Origin of the sequence: Methanobrevibacter sp. (genome assembly GCF_030539875.1) — an archaeon.
GTDB lineage: Archaea > Methanobacteriota > Methanobacteria > Methanobacteriales > Methanobacteriaceae > Methanocatella.
This window is the reverse complement of sequence record NZ_JAUNXI010000008.1, coordinates 42,549-62,843: the sequence shown is the minus strand read 5'-3', so window position 1 is coordinate 62,843 and position 20,295 is coordinate 42,549. Positions and strand designations below refer to the sequence as shown.

The following is a 20,295-nucleotide window of genomic DNA, read 5'->3' as shown; positions in this document are numbered from 1 at the left end:
AAATGCTCTTTGCATTATTTTAAATAGATTGCCAACATAACTTTAATCATATTAAATTTTGAGGGAGAAAATGATTTCATATGAAGAATTTGAGGATATTGTGGTGACTATACTAAAAAGAGATATTTCTTCAAATAAAGATCAGAAAAATGCAATATTGGCTCCATGTAATAAATCCCTTTTCATTGTTGCAGGACCAGGTTCTGGAAAAACAACCGTGATGGTGCTTAAAATATTAAAATACATATTTGTAGATGATATTGACCCAAGTGAAATATTGGCCACAACATTTACAAAAAAAGCTGCTGAAGAATTGTATTCCAGAATATTGGGCTGGGGAGATGAGATAAAAAATCATCTAATCGGCAATATCGGTGAAGACGATTTTGACAATATCTTAAAAATCGAAAGGATTGATTTTAATCAGATTAAAGTTGGTACAACAGACAGTATTGCTGAAGAATTACTTAGAGACAATAAAAAGCCCGGAGAAAATCAATCAATTGTAATTGAAGACTTTGTTGCTAAAACAGCAATGATTAAAATCATCATTGAAGATGAGAAATATTTAAACAAGGACCTATTAGAATACCTTAGAAACTTAACCTGCAAGGAAAAAATTGAAGAACCATCAAAATTAAGTGAAATTCTCATTGAAATAAAAAACAGGATTTATTATGATCAGGTTGATTTCGATGAGCTGTATGACAAAACACAGGGAAAAAACGGAGTTCATCTTGCACTTGATTGCATTAAAGAATATGAAAATAAACTTAAAAATAGAAATACAATTGATTTTGCAATGCTTGAAGCGGAATTTCTCAGAAAATTAAAAAGTAATGATCTGAAAAACTTTTTAGATGAAATAAAAATAGTCTTAATCGATGAATATCAAGACACAAACCTGATACAGGAAGATATTTACTTTACAATTGCCAAATCCGCATTAGAAAACGGCGGCAACATAACTGTTGTTGGTGATGACGACCAGTCACTTTACAGATTCAGAGGAGCAACCGTTGATTTATTTACAAATTATCAAAAGCGCATTAATCAAAAATTACGCATTGATGTTGAAGAAATAAACCTAAAAACCAATTACCGTTCAACAAAAAATATCATCGACCACTGCAACCAGTTTGCCGAATTAGATAAGGAATATCAAAATGCAAGAGTGGAAAACAAACCAAAAATCATTGCACCTGATTTTGAAAATGACAGGATGCCGGTTCTTGGAATGTTTAGAAACAATCCTGAAATGCTTGCCAGAGATTTGGCCAATTTAATCAATAAACTTGTAAACAAAGGAGAATGTGAATTAAAAGTTTTGCAGGTTTTAAATGAAGAATATTATAAAAAGATTGACAATAATATTGATATTGCCAAACTGCAGCAAATTAAAAGTGAAAATCTCAAAAAAGGAAAGGAAATCGAAAAAATAACCCTTAAATTAGACAGAGAATATGGTTCAGCATCAGATATTGCTATATTATCATATTCGCCGAAAGAAGTGCAAAATGGAAACCGCTCATTTTTACACTATTTAAGAAAGAACCTTAAAAGATTAAGACATCCCATCGAAGTATTTAATCCAAGGGGAATTGAACTTCAGGAAATTGATATGGTAGGTATTTTTTGCGGTTTAATTCTTGAATGTATTGACCCTGAAGGCAGTGTTCAAAATTCAGACAAAACAATACCCAAACTGGCCGATAGAAATATGAAACGCTGGAGGATTAAAGCAAGGGATTTTATTAAATTAAATCCCGAACCCCACGAACCGGTTACATTATCACAGTTTGTTACATACTGGCAGCTTAGAAGACCGAGAGGCCACTCCAAATGGCCCAAAATCGCAAGTTTGATGGAACTTGCCTACAAGATAACAACTTGGATTGAAGAATTGCAAGAAGATGTTGAAGGAATCGTATACCTGGAAGCAATTACAAAATCGATTACACAAACTGGATTTTTCAATGATTATCATTCAAATATTTCATTTAAAACAAAACAGCAAGAGAGGGATTCAATATTGGAAGCTATTTGGAATATATTTATCCCACTATCAACAGGAGGGGTGAAAATAGATGAATCTCTGCTAGAAACACTGCCTGATAACAGAATTAACATTTTATCAATACATCAATCAAAGGGACTGGAATTCCCTCTGGTTGTTGTTGATGTAGGGTCAAAATTTAAAAATAATGATATAAGAACACAGTACTTGAGATTTCCGAAATCGGTTAAAGATGAAAAAACAGTTGAAGAGACCATAAGGCAATACAGCACTCTTGGACAAAGCGACAGATGTGAAAAAGACAAGTCATTTGATGATTTAACAAGACTTTATTTTGTTGCATTTTCAAGAGCTGAAAAGGTATTGTTGCTGATTGGCCTAAATTCAGCTATTGAAGGATACACATCAAAGAAAAATCTTATGAAAGTTCCAAACATTGCATTGGGATGGAGCAGAGACGAAAAATACATCGGATTTAATGAGATTTATTTAATTTAGGGAAGTGAAATTATGAAATTGCCATCAAGATCCCAATCATACATGATTCCAGAATACAGTTTAACTGGAGATTTACTATCTTTTTTAACTTGCAATCTTCAGTATAGATATCAGAATAAAGGAACATTGCCTCCTTCAAAGCCTGTGCAGAGATGGTTCGGTGAGTTTATCCATGGTGTACTTGAAGAAGCATTTATACAATGGAGGCAGAACAACACACAGTTTCCCTGGAACTGGAAAAGAGATATTAGACCTATTGAAGATTTAATTGATTTGAGATTGCAAGTCAGAGGCCTTTATCCTCACGATGAAGATCTATTTTTTAGCATTGTCAATCAGCCGGATAACGATTTGACAATAGCTGATTTAAACGACCATGACCATAAAAAACTAGCCAGCGCCAGAGCTGAAAAGACAATAAATATTTGGGGAAAACATCTGTTTCCATTAATCGATTCTTCTGAAATGTTAATTAAAGGAATTCGCAAAATGCCGAATTATAATCAGAAAATAAGCAGATCAAATTATTACGGTATTAATGGAGTAGTTGACGTGCTGACATCCATTAAAATCAATGAAACACTAAAACAGCATAAATTAGACGACAGCAACAAAATTATTGATCATCTAACAAAAGACCCTGATTTTCAAAAAACAATTGGCAAATATGATAATGGGGAGGAATATGAAATCATTATTGATTATAAAGGAATGAAAAGACCTCCCGTTAAAATGAATGATGAAAAAGCCGAAGATAAATGGGAAACTCATAAACAGCAGATTTTGACTTATTCATGGCTTAGGTCAAAACAGGAAAATTCAAAACCAATAATTGCCGGAATCATTTTTTATCTAAATGAATTAGTTCCTTCAAAAGAAGATTTGGTATTGATTAAAGACGAGTTAAATAACAATACAACCGATGTCGGATATGACTATGAACGGGATGTAAACTTAATTAACAGCTGGCAGGAGGAGGATAAGGCTCCTGAATTAAGTGACGGTTTTAAAAATGACAGGTCAATCAGAATCATAAATATTAATGAAAATGAACAGAAAAATGCACTTTTAAAATTTGATAGTGTTGTGGCCAATATCGAGGAATCATTGCTAAAAGAGATGAAGGGTTGTAAAATTCAGGAAGCATGGAAAGCAGATTCTGATGAAAGAACTTGCAGTGCCTGTGATTTTAGAACATTCTGTAAAAATAACAGTGTTAAAACAAAAGACTTTAAAATTCCATAAAACAAACTTAATATTAGGCGATTATAATGACAAATTTAGAAAAAAACAAAAAATATTGTGAAGTGATTGAAAGCAAAATCGATCTTGATACAAAACCTGTTGCAATGAAGCTAATTAAAACTGAAGGTGACCTGCCTGAAGGCATTGAGTTAATTGATGAAAAAATCAGACACTGCGAAATGGTTAGAAAAGCATCTTTAGGAAATCAATTCTACTCCACAATCGACCAGCAGTCATGTTTAGGGGGAGCAGGTGCAATTGGACTTAGAGATATGCCTGAAAAATTAGCCAATGGTGAAAAATATTTCTCATTAGGCAGATTTCAAGACTTGGAAAAAGCTAAAAAGTTGACTTCCAAACTTGCAGTTATTAAAGACATCAGTTGGGGAATCATCTACTCTCCTTTAGATGAAGCTGATTTTGAAGCTGACGTTATTCAAATCATAACCGAACCTGTTGGGGGAATGAAACTTGCCCAAAGTATTGTTTATAAAACCGGTGAAAAAATCAATCCTTCCTTTGCAGGTATCCAATCATTATGCGGAGATGCATTTTCAAGCCCATACCTTACAGACAGTGTCAATTTCACTTTAGGTTGTGACGGTTCAAGAAAGTTTGCTGATATTAAAGACAGTGAAATGACTGTTGGCATCAGTAAAGCCAAAATCGAAGAAGTTATTTCCGGTTTGGAATCAATCTAAAAGAGCCAGATAATCTTCATAATGATTAATATTTAATAATTCTTTTTTATTTTTTTCTTTTATTCCATAGAAAGTGTAACCATCAGCAAAAATTTTTCTCAAAATCGGATTTAAATTATCATTTTCATTCTTTAGATATTCCATCAGGTTTTCACGGGGAGCAACAAAAGGCATTCCCAATCCTTCTGCAGTGTCTAACAGTCCTGTTTTTCGTCTTCTTAAAATAGATATTGTTTTATAAGGATTTTTAGAGTTTTGACTTACTTCAATCATCTTATTAAAAGTTTGTGTTGATACTGTCGGTTGATCTGCTGTAATGCATAATGCAAAATCAGACATGATATTTGACAAACCATTATAAAGTGATACTGATAAACCTACATCAACAGGATTATTAATAACAAACTTAACTGAATCCTTATAATTATCAAAAATAGCTTCTTTAATTTCATCGGCATAATGACCAAGTACTACAATACATTCATCTACATTTGCAGATAATGCATTATCAATAGTTGTCTCTATAACAGTCTTGTTTTCAAACGGCAGAATAAGTTTGTTTTTTAACTCAATATTTCGAGAAATTTGATCTTTTCTCATTCTGGAATTTTTTCCGGCCGCAGTAATAATAGTTGAAATTGACATGAAAATAAGTAAAAATTCCATCTATTCAGATGGAATATATCTAATCAACTGGCAATAGATACCCATTCCGGTACCTGAGCCTTCAGTCCACATTTTTATTGCTACAGGATAATCATGAGTATTGGATACTGTAATACCCTGTGCAGGATTATAACCGAACAGAACTGCATCCCTATCCCAGGTCATACCTACAGGCAAAGGAAAACCTTCAGCAGCAGTAGCTGCTCTTAATGTTCTTGCAGGAGGACATACTCCATGAGATGCGCTTCCGCCAGGAGCAGATGCATCAGAAGCAGATTCGAAGTAGACATAATCCTTACCACTGGAAGTTGAATTAGGAGGAATAATAGTTCCATTCCATGCTTCAACAAACTGTCTTGCATTTACTTCCCTAATACCGTCCCCATATTGAGGATGAGAACCTAAAGAAGTACCATAAACCTGACCTTCCTCTTCAGTATAATTTCCGGCGTATAAAAGAATCGGAGAACCGGTCGGATATTCGGAAGCATAATCCACTACATCATCACCAAAAATCAGAGGAACATCAGAAGCGCTGATATTATTCCTTCCATCGGAAAATCCTTTCATTCCTTTTTCCAAGGTAAATGTAGAATTAATATGAGCATCATAATTATACCAGCTTACGATAGTATTGTTATTATAATAATCATTGTGAAAATCCAAATCCTTAATTTTCTCAGTAGGAACAGATTCAATAACTGTTCCGTTTTCAACAACATCAACACCATTTTCAGTTTTAACTAACCATTTATACGGAGTAGAGTACCCCCACACATAATTGTTTGGTGATTTTACAGCTAACTTATCCCCCGCAAAAGTCAAAAATCCAGGACCCACAACATCAACAACATTTCCGTAGGAATCTATACCTTCACTGGATATTGATGAAAAATCAAACGGCACAATACCTGTTGATAATGACAGCAATATTCCCTGAATATCAAATGCCATGATTTGATGAGGAAGACATTCCATGTTAGATATTAACGGCATTTTAATCGAATCTCTTTGACCCAAAATAGATTGATTTTCAAACATTGATTGGCCGATTGGAAGGTCATAATCCTCTGAAATGGACTGAGCTGAATAAGAAGCACCACTTGTATAATCAAATACAATAAATAATGCACATAAAACAATTAACGATAAAGTAATTGTTATAGATATTTTTCTCCAACTACGACTCATAACTACACCTAAAATACTAATAATTTGTATATTTAGGAAACATAATATAAAAAGATTATTATAAGTTTTCAGATATTAATTTGATTCTCTCCTGAATATCTATGATTACATCCTGACCATTGCCGCCGATTAAAATTGCTTTTTCATGAGAATACTCGGCCACCAATTCAATAATCTCATCAAGAGTGTTTACTGTAATGACGTTTCCACTATAACCCAGTGAATTTAGCCTATAAATTGCAATATCCAATGTGTCATCTAATCCGGGGAACAAAACAATGACTTCCGGATTGTACCTGACTGCAACATCCAGAATATCCAGCCTGTGCACTTCATTATGGCGGGGTGTGCCAAGGAATAATGCATAAAAATCTTTTTCTGATAAAATTGAAGCAAGGGCATCTGAATTATCTGTTTTTCCAACATAAACTGAAGCATCATTAATCTTATAAACATCCAGTCTGCCTTCAACAGCATTGAAATTGGCAAGTGTGGATTTTATAACATCCTTAGATACCTTCAATTCCCTTGAAATGGCTGTTGCAAGACCTGCATTAAGCAAGTTAAATTTTCCGAACAATTTTAATTCATCCTGATATTCAAAGTAATGTATTGTTTTATCTGCTGACTGTTTGAAATCCGCATTGAAATCCTGATTAAAAGCAGTGAAAATTGTTTTATCTGAGAAAAATCTAACCAGGGAATCCTTATAATTGGCTATGGTTTTGTGGACATCCATATGATCATTACCTATATTGGTAAGGCCAATCATGTCAAAATCAAAACAGTGCTTACAAAAATCAAGAGTCATATCGCATACCTCAACAAGCAGCACGTCATATTCCCCCTCATTAGCTTCAAGGATTAAATCATAATAGCCAGAAAATCCTCCTCCACCATTGCCTCCGACTAAAACTTTTTTGCCGGCATTTTCTAAAATTTCCTTTAGCATATGCACAGTAGTTGTCTTACCGTTAGTTCCGGTAATTCCAACAGTGAAGAGATTCTTATGATTATCTAAAACATCACTTAACAAATCTGATTTTTCAAGAAGTCTTGTTGCAAATTCCCCACCGTACATGCTGGGACTGATAGCTATTGCATCACACTGTTCGATGGCATAAGGATTTGTAAAACCCAAATCAACAGTTATGTCCTCGCCGACAATTGAAACTGTTTGCTTTTCTTCAATCATATTCATTGATAATAACGGCAAATCCAAACCGGACAAATCAACATCGATATTCAAATCAGTGGCATAAACTTCCCATCCATGATTTAAAAGAGAGTTTACAGCTTTTTTTCCTTCTACACCTAATCCAATTACTGCGGCTTTCATAAAAAATAATTCCTTAACAAATCAATATAATTAACTTACATTTTTAAAATTAATAAATATTATGTAAAACAAATCATTTTATACTAGACAACTTAAAATAAAAACAAGGTGCGAATATGTTTGAAGATGAAAAAAACGATAAAATTTATAATCTAATCATAACCAACGGAATAGATAAATCAAAGGAATACATGCAATTTACAGAGAAATTATATTCGAAAGTTGATTTCTTATGGAAAGAATCCATATCAGGTTCATATAAAAGTGCCGGAGATGAATTTTATCAAAAAATTGATGGAATTATTTTATTATCCGGTCTTTACAACGACAACAAAGAGCTATTTGAAGATTTGATAAGCGCAAGTGAAAAATATGAAATTCCGATTATCCTAGTCAGACCGATAAATGTGGAAGAGGTCCCTCTTGAACTGGAAGAAAAAGCAGCCATGATTGTCGGATGGAACGCTAATTGCATAATCGATTCTATTAAAGACGCAGATAAAACAATGTAAAAAAAAAAGATAATAATGTGATTACATTATTACTTTTGAAATACCATTCTCTTTTTCAACTTTAATCAAATTATCTGCCGCATTTTCAAGTTGAGGCTCATGAGTTACAATAATCATTTGAGGCAGTAAAGAGATTTCCCTTAATAGATTAATTAATTCGTGTCTTCTTGATGCGTCCAGATGAATTGTAGGTTCATCCAATAAAATAGTATCCAATTCACCATTAGCCATAGCCTGTGTAATACCAAGTCTTAAAGCTAATGCGATAGCTATTTTCTCACCGCCACTGACCATACTCATTGATGATTCCCCTTCAGGACCATAAACAGTCACATCATACTCATCATCAAGAGTTAAATCAGAATAATTGAAGTTAAATTCATTGAAGAATTCCTTGGTATACTTTTGAATTAAAGGTCTTGAAATATTTCTTAAATCTTTTTGAATACCATTTTTACTGTATAAACTTCTGAAATGACTAAGCAGGTTAATAAAATCTGAAATATCATCATATTGCTGTTTAAATTCTTCAATGGTTTCAAGTTTATTATTTAATTCCTTAACCTGAGCTATTGCTTCGCGCGCTCTTCCTTTAATTTCAGAAAGTTCATTGCTAAAGGTATTATGTCTTCTTTCATATAACTCTGAACGGTAAATAATCTGCTCATATTTCTCCTTATCATAAACAGAAGCATTAATCTTGTTTTTAAATATGTCAATCTGATTAATAGACATTCCAATATCTTCTTTTACAGAATCAAGTTGGGTCAAATAGGAATTTTTATTTTGAACAAATCCTTTAAGCTGATTGAACTCTTCATGTTTTGCTTTTAAATCCTCAAGACGATTTTTAAGCTCCTGTGTACTGATATCTCCACTTAAATGAGGGTCCTGTTCAATGGCAAGTTTAATGTTGGTTACATGATTGTCAATCTCATTTTTAACCTGTTTTAATTTATATTGAGCTTCGGTTTCACTACCTAAAACCTCCAATGCTCCTTTAGCCTGATTATATGAATCATAAGATTCCTGATAAGATTCGCGGTCTGTTTTTTTATTTGCAATAATTAAAATCAGTTCGCCTAACTTATTGCTAATATATTCCTTGGCTTCAAGATCATCATCAATCTTAGTCAGTTTAACTAGCTGATTTTGCAAATGTTGGAACTTATGTTTATATTCAATAATCTGTTTAACCAAGTCAGAGAGTTTTTCATGTTTATTTTCAAAACTTTCCTTGTTTTTATTGAGTAACCGGACATTTTCTTCATATTCAGATATCAAATCAGTATTCTCACCAATATTGGCAGAATAATATCTTATTAACTCTGATTTTTTATTCTCATCAATATCGGATTGGCAGACAGGACACTGATTGTCAGCATCATTTAATTCTTTTAGAGATTTTTCATTAGATTTAATATTCTGCCTAAAAACAGCAATATCTTCATTTTTAACAGCGATATCATCAGTTAAATTTTTAATTTTTACAGAAGTCTCATCAATAAAATTATTTGTAGATTCTTCAATATTTTCAAAATCATTAATTTCTGCTAAAATATCCTGATTTAATCCATAGTCATCCAGTTTGTCTTTTGCTCTTGAGAAGAAAATATTGATGTCATTTCTTTCATCTTCAATATCCTTTAAAAGATCTTTTTTATCTTTTTCAAGTTTGGCCATAGATGCTAATTCCTTTTCAAGATTGACTTTTTGATTATCATATTTGGCAATTTCCTCATCAGAAGCAAGGAATTTATTATAATCCTCTTTGTTATCAGCAACAATCTGTTTTTGTTTAGCTATTGAATCTATTTTATCGTTGATTTCTTTTTCATTTTCTTTTAAGCTTTGAATGCTGACTACAGATTTTTCAAAATCGATATAAACATCCAGTTTAGAAACATATTTTTCCAATCTGTCCATTTTTTCTTCGGCATCTCTAATTTTATCCAAATTATCCTGAATCAAATGTTTATCATCTTCAAGTTTAGACAATACATTTTCTTCATTATTGAGATTATTTACCTGGGTTTCATAGATTTCCTTTTCTCGTTCCATGTTTCTTTTACTTTCAGAAATCTCCTGAAGCAGCTGATTGACATCTTCGATTTGCTCTTCAAGTTCAAGGCCTCTCTGTTTTAATGAGGATAACTCTTCACGTTTTTTACTTAAATCCTCAGACAGCTTGTCGGAATTGTAAAGCTTGCCCTTAAGTTCTGAAAGCTGATTTTCATAATCATTAATGAAAGGCAACAGGTTTTTCCATGACTTTTCTAAAGAGTCAATACCTAATAACTTAGCAATCAGTTGTTTTTTCTCAGCAGGAGTTTTATCAACTAACTCTGCAATTTCACCTTGGCGAATATAGATTGCATTTAAGAACAGGTCTGAATCAATGTCTAAAATCTGAAGCATTTCATTATTTACTTCTCTGTCCCCGCTGCAAATGTGAACATAATCTCCGTCAAGAGAAGTTTTCTTGTAAATTGCAGATTTCAAATTTGATTTTTTTTCACGAACTATTTTGTATTTTCTTCCGTTGGAATCAAATTCCAATTCGACCAACATGGAGTCCGCATTATTTCTAACTAAATCCCCAATTTTTTTACCGGTATGCTGTTTGAATAAAGCAAAGCTAATACCTTCTAAAATTGTTGATTTACCTGCACCATTTTCACCTACAATGACACTGATGCCCTTATTAAATTTAATAGTGGTGTCTTCATGAGATTTGAAGTTTTTTAATCTTAATTTTGTGAAAATCATTTTAAAACCTCATTAAATGTTGTCTGAACATCCTCTGGTTCTTCCTGAGATGTTTCATTTTCAGCCTCTCCGGTTTTAAATTCCCCGTTACTATAAAATTCATTGAAGAATTGCTTAATTAACTGACCTGATTCATCAAGTTTGTCTTTGGATAAATAATCATATAAATCAATAGCCAATTGAGTTACATTTTCATCCCCATAACTCTTTAATTGTTCTTCTAAAAGTTCTTTAGGACCTAAGGAATCATTTTTAATTGTTTCTTCAATTAGCTCTTCGCCGGCCATAATAAATCTAGGCCTAATCATTAAGGATAAGTCTCCCAATTCATCATTGATAATTTCATAAACATTGCTTGTATCTGATTCAACGTCTTTGATTGTTAAATCCAAGATAGGTTTTTTATCAAAGTCCTTTATTGTTTCTTTAATGGCCGCAATACCGCTTTCCAGGTCATTGTAGTTAAGTGATCTTATGATAAATTCACGCGGAATATCAATTTTAATTCTTTTAACTGACGGTTTTGGTCCATCGAAATCTACAATAACAAATCCCTTTCCATTTTCCCTATAATCATTAATTTCATCGGTTTTCCAGATTTCAGAAGATCCGGGATAAACCAATTTTCCGTTACCAAAGCTTTCATGAACATATTTATGGATATGGCCTAAAGCGTAATAATCAAAGTTATCGGGAACATCACCAATTTCCAACTCATACTGATAACCGAAGTACTTATCAATGCCCTGATGCAATACCAAAATGGATTTTTCATGATGAGCTGCTTTTTTAGACAGTTCTGCTAATTTGGATTTTAAAACCTTGCTTTGTGATGCCGGATAATAAGGCAATCCCCCGATGAAGACATCTCCAAATACATAATTAGTATTAATCGGACTGATTACCTTCAATCCCAATTTTTTAAATATAACCTGTGGAGGAATAGATTTTTTACGCATTACTGAATCATGATTTCCTGCAATTGAAAACATTGGAATGCCTGCACCTTTCAATTTTAATAAACCCTTCTGAAAAACTAAAAGTGCATTTGGAGATGGTCTTGCAGTTTCAAATAAGTCTCCACTATGTATTACAAAATCTACTTTTTCTTCTATAATTCTATCAATAATCCTTTCAAATACTTCATAAAAGTCCTGTTCACGTTCAATTAAACCAAACTGACGATAACCCAAATGAGTATCTGCTAAATGTGCAAATTTCATTATATTACCTTTTTAATTTTTTGTATATAACCAATTTAAACACTTGAAACAGTATTTAAGTGAATAGTAATTTATTTTATTATATATTTAATTGTTTTCCAATAGAAATCTAATAATCATATCCCATATCCAATGTTTCTTGCTCCTTTTGTTTTAAATCCTCTTCCTCTTTTTTTACGGACTCTTTGAAATATGAAATAATATCCATGTCATCACCATGGCGGCGGCCTTTAAACATATCTATTTTAACAAGAGTCGGCACCTTACTCATCAAACCCAAAACAATAGCTTCCCCAACATTTAATGAAGGAAGCTGATTGATTAAATCTTGTGAGAGGCTTTCACTGGCTGATTGAACGTGCCTTTGGTCTTCAGGTTCAACAAGTCTTAAGATAATCATGTTATTCATTTGGGACAACGCATCATGATCAACAGTTTTTGGAGATTGGCTTACAAGACACAGACCCAAACCGAATTTACGGCCTTCCCTTGCAATTCTCTGAATCCATCTTTTAGATTCGGAGTCCCTTTTATTTGGAGCTAAAATGTGGGCCTCTTCTAAAATGAAAAATACTGAATTATTAAGCAAGTCCTCTTTATTTCCTGTATGTGCAAGATTCTTACTTCTTTGAAGTGAATTTCTCAAAATATGGCTTACCAAAACACTTGCGACATATTCATCAACCTGGCTTAAATCTAAAACATTAACATGAGCCTTTTTGATATTGGACAATATATTTCCGATATCCTTATCGAATATATTAGAATACCTGTCCATCGAATCATCGATTTTGTTCATTACATCAACTATCTGTTTATCAGAGCCTTCTACTTGTGAATCCTTTTCTAAAATATCATACATTATTTGTAAAAAGTTATTAGAAGGTGCAACTCCATCAGAAAGCATTTTTTTAGCTTCTTTAAATGCTCTTCTAAAGTGTCTTTCCTGAATAAAACTGTTTCCGCCGATATGGACCAGTTTTTTAATTTCATAAATATCCATATATTGGGGATTTATTTTAGGTTTTATTACATTAACCTCCCCATTTGGAAACTCCGCGTCCTTATACTCCCCATGCATATCAAAAACGAAAACCGGAACGTTATAACCCAATAGCTGGTCTATTAAAACTGATACAGTATTTGATTTTCCCGCGCCGGTCATTGCCAAGATTGCCAAATGTCTTGATAAAATCGGATTTGCCTCAACATTAACATCAACATCACTCTGGTTTACAAGGGAACCTAATTTTATAGGGTTTTTCACTTTAAATATTTCATTTAAAACTTCCTTGTCAGCCAGTCGGATTTCAGTTCCCGGAAGCACAGGTGTTCTTGGCAATCTTAGATTATCATTAACATCACCGAGAATCTTTACCTTTCCTTTAATATAGTTGTCATCGGCTCCGATTCTTGAAATCTTTTGAATAGCTTTGAAATCGTTAATGTCCACATTTAAAGAATCATTTCCCCTGATTAAGTTTTCAATCATTCCTAAAACTTTTTTACCGTCGTATTCCATTGTAACATATTCGCCAACTTTCGGCATTTTATCTGAAATGAATGTTATTTCAGTTAATGAAGTTTCCCCATAACAAATTCCAACTACCATGACATCACTTCCCTATTAGTTGTTTCATAAATTTTAGCTATTTTTAACAGCTCCTTAATGTTCTTGTCTGTAATTACAACATCATTGTGTGCCTTATTAAGTAAATACGGATAACCCTGAACTGACAATGTGTTGATTTTTTTAATAATTTCAAATACCTCTTCTCTAGAAGCCTTATAAGGCAGTTCCACCTTTAAAACATTTTTGTTATCCTGAAGGCGAATGTAGAAAATTGTAAATGTCAATCCTTTGAAAAAATCATTGAAATATGGAAATGCTGCTTTATCAAACACTTTCCTATGTTTAATCAATGACATTCCCTGTTTTTTGGTGAATTTATCCAGAAACGCAATATCCGGAATATTCCAACCGAATAATTCATTATCTGATGATGATTTTGAAATTGAAATAATCCTTTTTCTGAACTGCAGAATTTCTTTTAAAAGAATGATTTTTTCAATAGATGCCAGATGTAGATTATACTCTTCTATCTTATTTGAACTTTCATCTTTAGGAAACTCCATTAATTTTAAAGAGGAAATCAAATCTGGAAATACCAGTCCGAACTTTTTTTGATTTAATCTTCTTTCAAATTCTCCTAAAAGCACATCATCAATGTTGTCTTTAAGTTTTGATGGTAATTTGGCTCCTCTTGGAAACGCATTTTGCAGGTCTCCTAAAAGTGAACCGTCAAACATGTAATAGTCAACATCATAATCTTTAATGGTTCTAAGTGCGCATTTAAGCTCGTAAATAGCCATGTAATTACTTAGGAGTTCATCTAAAAAAGAAACATGACCTACATCAAAAATATCCGAATCATCAATTTTTTTAATTTCACCATCATAAATAATGGATTCTGCCCCTACAGCACAGAAATTGGTTGTTAGAAATTTCTTTTTGTTAAAACTCCCATCACCTGCGGCAATGGAAAAATCGGCACTGCTTTCAAGAATATCCCTATTAAACCAGTTATATTCCAATTGAGATTCAACATCAGCCTTCGAACTGATATCATGAATAAATCCTCTTTTAGCGATGGCCTTTTCATATAATGAATTTAACATAATATCACTACTTAAAATTATGTTAATATAATAAAAAAAAGTATAGGAAGAGCAGTTGAAAACTACTCCATTGAAGCTTTTTTAATAGCGCCAGTTAATTCAAGAATTTTGGCTTTTATATCATCAACTTCTTCTACAACAGTACCTGTTACAATGATGTCTCCGCCAGCTTTTGCCGCCATATAAGCTGCTTTACCATCACGTATTCCTCCACCTACGACAAGAATGTTTTTTGGACCAGCCATTTTAGCATAGCCAACCATTTCAGGGGGAATAGGTTCTTCTGCACCGGAACCTGCTTCAAGATAGAAAAATTTAATTCCAAATAGTTCAGCAGACATGGAATATGCTGCTGCGATTTTCGGTTTGTTTCTAGGTACTAAATTTGCATCTCCAACCCAACCGACAGTTCCTCCTGGAGAAACAACCATATAATGCATTGACAATATTTCCATTCCAGATTCTTTAACTGCTGGTGCTGCTAATGCCTGAGCGCCGTTAATCCAATAAGGATTTCTTGAGTTTACATAACTCATATAAAAAATAGCGTCAGCATATTTACTTACACTACTTATGTTTCCAGGGAAAATAATAATTGGAACTGCAATATTTTCAGATAATATTTTACAGGTATCATTTACATCATCACCATCAACAGTGGATCCTCCAATCATGATTCCGTCAGTTCCACCTTCAATAGCTTGTGTTGCAATATCTAAGGCTTCTTCAGGTGTTTGTTCATCAGGATCAATTAAAGTAAAGTGTATTTTTCTAGTTTTTAATATATCTCTAATATAATTTTCAACATCGTTCATAAGAATACCTAAAATAAGTTTTATAAAAAATAATATATTAAATTAATTGTTTGTAAAAAAAAGTAAATAGAAAAAGATAAGAGAATAAGTCTATCCTCTTGGTTCTTTAGCTTTGAATCTTAAACCTTTGTAACCACATTTTCTACAGGTGGTAGCACCAGCAGGGTTACGAGCGTTACATTTTAAACAGATTTTTACATTGAACATTCTGTTTTCTGCCTCTTCAAATCTTGCCATTAAAAACTCCTCCTTATAATCGTGAAAATAAATAATAATAAACTGTTATGCTATTCATAACTATTAATTAATTATTTTAATTTAATAGTATTTAAATGTTTAGTAAATATAACTTAAAATAAGGAAAATATGCCTTTAAAAAAAATATTAATTCTTATTTTATTAATAAAAACAAAAAAGGAAATTATCCTTAAATTAATAATTTCATCACTTCGAATCCTTTAAAAACTCATTTTGCACACAAACAACCTCAGCGCTTGTATCCGCTTCACTATACGCTTCAAGCAAGTCATGATTTAACTCTAGAAAAGTATGTCCCCATTTAAATCCGTCAAGCAAATCACGAGCCTCATCTTTAAAACGTGTGATATATAATGTGGCAGCTATTGCTTCAACTGTTGATAAAATGCAGGGTTTTCCATAATTAACAGGATTGGTGGCTATTAAAAATGGAAGTGACCTGTGATACTTTGATAAAGAGAAGAATTTTTTGGATTTGGACACTTCGTTCCAGGAACAATCCAAACCTACTACTCCTCTCCTTTGCACAAACCTGTAGTCTTCATATGATACAGCTTTCTCAGCATATGGATTTAAAACAATAGCACCACTGGGAATCTTATTTATATTGTAAACCAGTCTGCATTTACCTAACTTTTCCATTTTTATAGATGTGCATTTTTTTCTGTCACATTCATCTGCATGAAAAACTGTAATTCTCATATTATTGGTTTCCCTGAAGTGCTGAAGCGTTTCCTGATTTATATTCCCTAACAAGTTCTATTTGATGTTTGAACTGCTCTTTAGTAAGACCGAATTCCTCATGGATACGCGGAACATTTTTACTTTCCTTTAATACAATGCTTTTAAGCAGAGGCTCCACATAATCAGTATAGGACTCGCCGTAGATATTGGTTGAATTGATGTCTGAAGACCCGTCAATGATAATATAAATTAAATAACCCTGTTTTTTAGCCTGTGATTCGCAGATAATGATATTCATTGAATTATTATTGTCAGAATTATCATCTGAATTGTTGGTTGAATTGGTTGTTGGAACCGCTTTTGTAAAGTAGATATTCCAATCGTTACCATTGAAGTTTCTTTGTTCGGGATTTGTAACTCCCTGAAGCTCATAGATTTCCATCAAAGCTGAGGAATTGTCAATAGTTGAAATATTATAGGTTATTTTATGTTTTTTGTCCTCATAGGAATGCATGAATTTTTCCTTATCATTTTCAAGAGTTACATTACCTACAAAACTGCCCTCCATAAAATCTGTTTTAAATGGTGTAGTTTCCATATTTTCATTACCGTCAAATAATCCAAAAGCAAAAATAAAACCTGCAACAGCAATAATTGCAACGATTATAAGAATAATAATTATATTTTTATCGTTCATCGAAAAACTCCTTAAATTAATAATATATTATAAGTAAAAAGTCTTTAATATAAGTTTAGTTAGATATTTAATTACTAAAAAATAATTATGGTTAGCTTATGAATAAAAAAGTACAGTACCAGATATTGCTGGTAGTTTTAATAGCTATTGTAATATTTAATTTAGCCATCATAGGTGATTCTGTAATGAAGGGTCCTGAAAACACTTATAATATTTCCACTGTCGGAAAAAATGTCAACGGAACCGTTTATAAAATTGAAGCAGGCAATCTTTCATCTAACGAGACTGTTGGACTCATAATAGGTGTTCATCCAAGAGAGCATGAAATTCATGAAGCTATAAACAATACGATTTACAATATCACTTCAGAAAATGGAACACACAACCTTACAAAGAAATATGTTGTGTATTATGTAAAAACCAAAGATAATATAACTTCACGTGAAAATACAAGACCTGCCGGTGAAGAATTAGCCAATAAATATATTGTGCCGAAAATTGCCAAGGACAAGCCATTTATTGTAATTGACATTCACGAGATAAATCCGGATTATGAATATTCCAATTTTATACTGAATATATCCAATAGAAGCGACAAGATCAATTCTTATATCTCAAATATAACTAAAGAGGCCAATCTTGTTGATTTTCAATTTCATGAAGGCACAAGTCCTGAAAAAGTTACACAGCCAATAGCAGATAAGGGAATTAATACTCTGCTGGTAGAAACATCAATCAATGCTGATTTAGCCGAAAAACAAAAAATTGCTGATGATTTAATCAGATGTTTAGATAATTTAAAACCTTAAGTGATTATAATGAAAATAGTTCGCGGAATTTTAATTGGAAGAATGCAGCCAATCCATAATGGACATATGCAAGTTATTAATAAAATTTTAGAAGAAGTGGATGAGATTATAATTGGTATCGGCAGTGCCCAGTTAAGCCACAGCACCAAAAACCCTTTTACTGCCGGTGAACGTATTGTTATGATCAGCCAGTCCTTAGCTGAAAGCGGCGTTGATCCATCCAAATACTACATCATACCAATGCAGGACATTAATTATAATGCTGTCTGGGCTTCACACGTTAAAATGTTAACCCCTCCCTTTTCAGTTGTCTATTCCGGAAATCAATTAGTTAAACAATTGTTCTGTGAAGAGGGATATGAAGTAAAGCAGCCTCCCCTTTTTGACAGAGTTCTTTTATCCGGGACAGAAGTCAGAAGAAGAATGCTTAATGACGGAGATTGGGAGGATTTGATTCCCGGCGCAGCTGCAAAAATCATTAATGAAATAAACGGTACCGAGAGAATGAAAAATTTATCAATAAAAGAAATTAGTGAATTATAACATTATTTATTAATATATGAAAGTATGACATATAAATGGAGATAATAAAATGGTTGTAAGAGTTATTGAATCAAATGAAGATAAAGTTACTATAGCTGATTTAGTAGAAGAATTAAAGAAAAATACTAAAATGGATTATTGCGGGGCAATTTTTACTTTTGAAGGTTTTGTTAGAGGAAAAGAAGAAAATATGAACCTTGAAAAGTTAATATTGACCACCCCTGATAAGGAAAAAACAAAAGCGGAAATTGAAAAAATCGTTGAAAACACTAAAATAAAACATAATGTTGTTGAAATATCAGTTGTCCACTATATCGGCGAGTTTGATACCGGAGACATGTTATTCCTAGTTGCAGTTTTAGGCAATCACAGAAAAGAAACTCTTGAAGCTTTAACTGAAGTGATTGAAACTGTGAAATACGATGTTGAGTTTAAAAAAGAAGAAATTTCTAATGAAGGAACAAAAACCATCCTTGCAGGAGGATAAATGATTTCCTTACTTTTTATTTTAAGATTGATAATTTTGTTTTTAATAATCTACGCCATCGTTAAAAACTTAAAAACATTATTAAAAGCAGGACTGATTGTATTTATAATTTTAATATTATTGGGAATAATGGGATATTAATCCCAGTTATCCCAAACTTATTTTCCGATGATGACTTCAGTAGATTTGATGATAGCTGCTACGTCGTCACCTTCTTTTAAACCTAATTTTTCAGCAGATTCTTTAGTAATAACAGCAGTAATTGTATTTGGTTCACTGACCTCAATTTTAATATTAGCCATTACAGCACCAAGATCCACACCAGTTACTTTTCCTTTTAATTGATTTCTTGCACTAAGTTGCATTTCATAATCTCCTTGTATATTTCTATAATTAAAAAATATGAAAAAATAAATTTCATATCACATATGTATTTACAATAATAAGTTGTATCGAATTGCACATAAATGTTTCGTTTTTAAGGAAAAAAAGGATTATAGAATCGATTACCTAATTTGCTTCATATCGAAATTTGGTAAAAGAAAAATATTTTAGCATGAAATATGGAAAATAATAATTATGAATATCGAATTAGAATCTATTGGAACAGTTCATACTGAATTTAAAGAAATTGAAGGTATGCCAATCCAACCGACTGGAGCAAAAGGAATAAAAGGAACAGTTGAAATAAAAGATAAATTTATTGATGGGCTAAAAGATCTTGAAGATTTTTCACACATCCACTTAATATATCTACTCCACAAAGTTAAAGGTTACAAACTTGAAGTTAAGCCCTTTATGGACAACAATACACATGGAGTATTTGCAACAAGATCTCCAAAAAGACCTAACCGCATAGGAATGAGTGTTGTAAAAGTAAATAAAGTTGAAGGAAATGTTATACACGTTGAAAATGTAGATATCCTTGACGGAACACCATTACTGGACATCAAACCCTATGTTCCCCAGTTATACGAAGATACAATCGATGAGCTGAAAATAGGCTGGTTTGAAACAAAGCACCAGAAAGCCAAATCACAAAAATCAGATGATAGATTTAAATAGCTATCATCAAACTAATTTTTAAGCGCCACAACTTAAGAGAATTATCATACCAGCCATCACAGCCCATATTCTACATTGATTTTGTATTTATTATGAT

General features: G+C 32.5%; 21 protein-coding genes. 9 read left to right on the top strand and 12 right to left on the bottom strand.

Annotated elements, in window-relative coordinates; translation table 11 throughout:
- Positions 1–70: 70 nt before the first annotated feature.
- The 3 genes from Q4Q16_RS04600 to Q4Q16_RS04590 are packed head-to-tail and all read left to right on the top strand — an operon-like array spanning position 71 to position 4,461.
- Complete coding sequence (locus tag Q4Q16_RS04600) at positions 71–2,515, top strand: DEAD/DEAH box helicase (RefSeq protein WP_303346544.1); 2,445 nt, start codon at positions 71–73, stop codon at positions 2,513–2,515.
- A 12-nt stretch (positions 2,516–2,527) separates the two neighbouring features.
- Positions 2,528–3,760, top strand: a complete 1,233-nt coding sequence (locus tag Q4Q16_RS04595) for a PD-(D/E)XK nuclease family protein (protein ID WP_303346543.1) — start codon at positions 2,528–2,530, stop codon at positions 3,758–3,760.
- A 26-nt stretch (positions 3,761–3,786) separates the two neighbouring features.
- Positions 3,787–4,461 (top strand): DUF169 domain-containing protein, encoded by a 675-nt coding sequence (locus Q4Q16_RS04590; RefSeq protein ID WP_303346542.1) that lies wholly within the window; start codon positions 3,787–3,789, stop codon positions 4,459–4,461.
- Here the strand turns inward: Q4Q16_RS04590 and Q4Q16_RS04585 are convergent.
- The 3 genes from Q4Q16_RS04585 to Q4Q16_RS04575 are packed head-to-tail and all read right to left on the bottom strand — an operon-like array spanning position 4,453 to position 7,657.
- On the bottom strand, positions 4,453–5,106 hold the full coding sequence (locus tag Q4Q16_RS04585) for an NTP transferase domain-containing protein (protein ID WP_368660211.1): 654 nt from the start codon (positions 5,104–5,106) through the stop codon (positions 4,453–4,455). The genes Q4Q16_RS04590 and Q4Q16_RS04585 overlap by 9 nt on opposite strands.
- 21 nt (positions 5,107–5,127) lie before the next feature.
- Entirely contained in the window at positions 5,128–6,318 is a 1,191-nt protein-coding gene (locus Q4Q16_RS04580; RefSeq protein WP_303346540.1) for a hypothetical protein, read from the bottom strand.
- Positions 6,319–6,376: 58 nt separating this feature from the next.
- Entirely contained in the window at positions 6,377–7,657 is a 1,281-nt protein-coding gene (locus tag Q4Q16_RS04575) for a Mur ligase family protein (RefSeq protein ID WP_303346539.1), read from the bottom strand.
- Positions 7,658–7,773: 116 nt separating this feature from the next.
- Between Q4Q16_RS04575 and Q4Q16_RS04570 the strand changes: the two genes are divergently transcribed.
- Positions 7,774–8,169: a nuclease gene (locus tag Q4Q16_RS04570; protein ID WP_303346538.1), complete on the top strand. Its 396-nt coding sequence runs from the start codon at positions 7,774–7,776 to the stop codon at positions 8,167–8,169.
- A gap of 21 nt (positions 8,170–8,190) precedes the next feature.
- Here the strand turns inward: Q4Q16_RS04570 and Q4Q16_RS04565 are convergent, their stop codons facing one another.
- The 8 genes from Q4Q16_RS04565 to Q4Q16_RS04530 all read right to left on the bottom strand — a co-directional run bounded on the left by Q4Q16_RS04565 (position 8,191) and on the right by Q4Q16_RS04530 (position 17,294).
- Complete coding sequence (locus Q4Q16_RS04565; protein ID WP_303346537.1) at positions 8,191–10,938, bottom strand: SMC family ATPase; 2,748 nt, start codon at positions 10,936–10,938, stop codon at positions 8,191–8,193.
- Positions 10,935–12,161 carry a DNA repair exonuclease gene (locus Q4Q16_RS04560; protein ID WP_303346536.1) on the bottom strand — a complete coding sequence of 409 codons (1,227 nt, stop codon included), beginning with the start codon at positions 12,159–12,161 and terminating at the stop codon, positions 10,935–10,937. Before Q4Q16_RS04560 ends, Q4Q16_RS04565 begins: the two co-directional genes overlap by 4 nt.
- 109 nt (positions 12,162–12,270) lie before the next feature.
- A complete protein-coding gene (locus tag Q4Q16_RS04555) occupies positions 12,271–13,773 on the bottom strand; it encodes an ATP-binding protein (RefSeq protein WP_303346535.1) in 1,503 nt (500 codons plus the stop codon).
- Positions 13,767–14,840 carry a DNA double-strand break repair nuclease NurA gene (locus tag Q4Q16_RS04550; protein WP_303346534.1) on the bottom strand — a complete coding sequence of 358 codons (1,074 nt, stop codon included), beginning with the start codon at positions 14,838–14,840 and terminating at the stop codon, positions 13,767–13,769. Before Q4Q16_RS04550 ends, Q4Q16_RS04555 begins: the two co-directional genes overlap by 7 nt.
- Positions 14,841–14,902: 62 nt before the next feature.
- Positions 14,903–15,655: a geranylgeranylglyceryl/heptaprenylglyceryl phosphate synthase gene (locus tag Q4Q16_RS04545; protein WP_303346533.1), complete on the bottom strand. Its 753-nt coding sequence runs from the start codon at positions 15,653–15,655 to the stop codon at positions 14,903–14,905.
- 90 nt (positions 15,656–15,745) lie between these two features.
- Complete coding sequence (locus Q4Q16_RS04540) at positions 15,746–15,892, bottom strand: 50S ribosomal protein L40e (RefSeq protein ID WP_048812436.1); 147 nt, start codon at positions 15,890–15,892, stop codon at positions 15,746–15,748.
- Positions 15,893–16,099: 207 nt separating this feature from the next.
- Positions 16,100–16,615 carry a DUF367 family protein gene (locus tag Q4Q16_RS04535; RefSeq protein WP_303346532.1) on the bottom strand — a complete coding sequence of 172 codons (516 nt, stop codon included), beginning with the start codon at positions 16,613–16,615 and terminating at the stop codon, positions 16,100–16,102.
- A 1-nt stretch (position 16,616) separates the two neighbouring features.
- Entirely contained in the window at positions 16,617–17,294 is a 678-nt protein-coding gene (locus tag Q4Q16_RS04530) for a hypothetical protein (RefSeq protein WP_303346531.1), read from the bottom strand.
- Positions 17,295–17,392: 98 nt separating this feature from the next.
- On the opposite strand from Q4Q16_RS04530, the gene Q4Q16_RS04525 reads away from it, so the two are divergent.
- Genes Q4Q16_RS04525 through Q4Q16_RS04510 form a run of 4 tightly spaced genes read left to right on the top strand, consistent with a single transcriptional unit; the run spans position 17,393 to position 19,274 of the window.
- Positions 17,393–18,103: a hypothetical protein gene (locus Q4Q16_RS04525; RefSeq protein ID WP_303346530.1), complete on the top strand. Its 711-nt coding sequence runs from the start codon at positions 17,393–17,395 to the stop codon at positions 18,101–18,103.
- A gap of 9 nt (positions 18,104–18,112) precedes the next feature.
- Entirely contained in the window at positions 18,113–18,646 is a 534-nt protein-coding gene (locus tag Q4Q16_RS04520) for a nicotinamide-nucleotide adenylyltransferase (protein ID WP_303346529.1), read from the top strand.
- 49 nt (positions 18,647–18,695) lie between these two features.
- Entirely contained in the window at positions 18,696–19,133 is a 438-nt protein-coding gene (locus Q4Q16_RS04515) for a molybdenum cofactor biosynthesis protein MoaE (protein WP_303346528.1), read from the top strand.
- Positions 19,134–19,274, top strand: coding sequence for a hypothetical protein (locus tag Q4Q16_RS04510; protein ID WP_303346527.1), 141 nt, complete (start codon positions 19,134–19,136; stop codon positions 19,272–19,274).
- A 17-nt stretch (positions 19,275–19,291) separates the two neighbouring features.
- Here the strand turns inward: Q4Q16_RS04510 and Q4Q16_RS04505 are convergent, their stop codons facing one another.
- A complete protein-coding gene (locus Q4Q16_RS04505) occupies positions 19,292–19,498 on the bottom strand; it encodes a molybdopterin-binding protein (protein WP_303346526.1) in 207 nt (68 codons plus the stop codon).
- 214 nt (positions 19,499–19,712) lie between these two features.
- On the opposite strand from Q4Q16_RS04505, the gene tsaA reads away from it, so the two are divergent.
- Positions 19,713–20,198 (top strand): tRNA (N6-threonylcarbamoyladenosine(37)-N6)-methyltransferase TrmO, encoded by a 486-nt coding sequence (gene tsaA, locus Q4Q16_RS04500; RefSeq protein ID WP_303346525.1) that lies wholly within the window; start codon positions 19,713–19,715, stop codon positions 20,196–20,198.
- The last annotated feature ends 97 nt before the right edge of the window (positions 20,199–20,295 follow it).

What these genes read in the sequence shown, in the direction of transcription:
- Q4Q16_RS04600 (WP_303346544.1), top strand. Translation starts at nt 71, where the DNA reads ATGATTTCATATGAAGAATTTGAGGATATTGTGGTGACTATACTAAAA.
- Q4Q16_RS04595 (WP_303346543.1), top strand. Translation starts at nt 2,528, where the DNA reads ATGAAATTGCCATCAAGATCCCAATCATACATGATTCCAGAATACAGT.
- Q4Q16_RS04590 (WP_303346542.1), top strand. Translation starts at nt 3,787, where the DNA reads ATGACAAATTTAGAAAAAAACAAAAAATATTGTGAAGTGATTGAAAGC.
- Q4Q16_RS04585 (WP_368660211.1), bottom strand. Translation starts at nt 5,106, where the DNA reads ATGTCAATTTCAACTATTATTACTGCGGCCGGAAAAAATTCCAGAATG.
- Q4Q16_RS04580 (WP_303346540.1), bottom strand. Translation starts at nt 6,318, where the DNA reads ATGAGTCGTAGTTGGAGAAAAATATCTATAACAATTACTTTATCGTTA.
- Q4Q16_RS04575 (WP_303346539.1), bottom strand. Translation starts at nt 7,657, where the DNA reads ATGAAAGCCGCAGTAATTGGATTAGGTGTAGAAGGAAAAAAAGCTGTA.
- Q4Q16_RS04570 (WP_303346538.1), top strand. Translation starts at nt 7,774, where the DNA reads ATGTTTGAAGATGAAAAAAACGATAAAATTTATAATCTAATCATAACC.
- Q4Q16_RS04565 (WP_303346537.1), bottom strand. Translation starts at nt 10,938, where the DNA reads ATGATTTTCACAAAATTAAGATTAAAAAACTTCAAATCTCATGAAGAC.
- Q4Q16_RS04560 (WP_303346536.1), bottom strand. Translation starts at nt 12,161, where the DNA reads ATGAAATTTGCACATTTAGCAGATACTCATTTGGGTTATCGTCAGTTT.
- Q4Q16_RS04555 (WP_303346535.1), bottom strand. Translation starts at nt 13,773, where the DNA reads ATGGTAGTTGGAATTTGTTATGGGGAAACTTCATTAACTGAAATAACA.
- Q4Q16_RS04550 (WP_303346534.1), bottom strand. Translation starts at nt 14,840, where the DNA reads ATGTTAAATTCATTATATGAAAAGGCCATCGCTAAAAGAGGATTTATT.
- Q4Q16_RS04545 (WP_303346533.1), bottom strand. Translation starts at nt 15,655, where the DNA reads ATGAACGATGTTGAAAATTATATTAGAGATATATTAAAAACTAGAAAA.
- Q4Q16_RS04540 (WP_048812436.1), bottom strand. Translation starts at nt 15,892, where the DNA reads ATGGCAAGATTTGAAGAGGCAGAAAACAGAATGTTCAATGTAAAAATC.
- Q4Q16_RS04535 (WP_303346532.1), bottom strand. Translation starts at nt 16,615, where the DNA reads ATGAGAATTACAGTTTTTCATGCAGATGAATGTGACAGAAAAAAATGC.
- Q4Q16_RS04530 (WP_303346531.1), bottom strand. Translation starts at nt 17,294, where the DNA reads ATGAACGATAAAAATATAATTATTATTCTTATAATCGTTGCAATTATT.
- Q4Q16_RS04525 (WP_303346530.1), top strand. Translation starts at nt 17,393, where the DNA reads ATGAATAAAAAAGTACAGTACCAGATATTGCTGGTAGTTTTAATAGCT.
- Q4Q16_RS04520 (WP_303346529.1), top strand. Translation starts at nt 18,113, where the DNA reads ATGAAAATAGTTCGCGGAATTTTAATTGGAAGAATGCAGCCAATCCAT.
- Q4Q16_RS04515 (WP_303346528.1), top strand. Translation starts at nt 18,696, where the DNA reads ATGGTTGTAAGAGTTATTGAATCAAATGAAGATAAAGTTACTATAGCT.
- Q4Q16_RS04510 (WP_303346527.1), top strand. Translation starts at nt 19,134, where the DNA reads ATGATTTCCTTACTTTTTATTTTAAGATTGATAATTTTGTTTTTAATA.
- Q4Q16_RS04505 (WP_303346526.1), bottom strand. Translation starts at nt 19,498, where the DNA reads ATGCAACTTAGTGCAAGAAATCAATTAAAAGGAAAAGTAACTGGTGTG.
- tsaA (WP_303346525.1), top strand. Translation starts at nt 19,713, where the DNA reads ATGAATATCGAATTAGAATCTATTGGAACAGTTCATACTGAATTTAAA.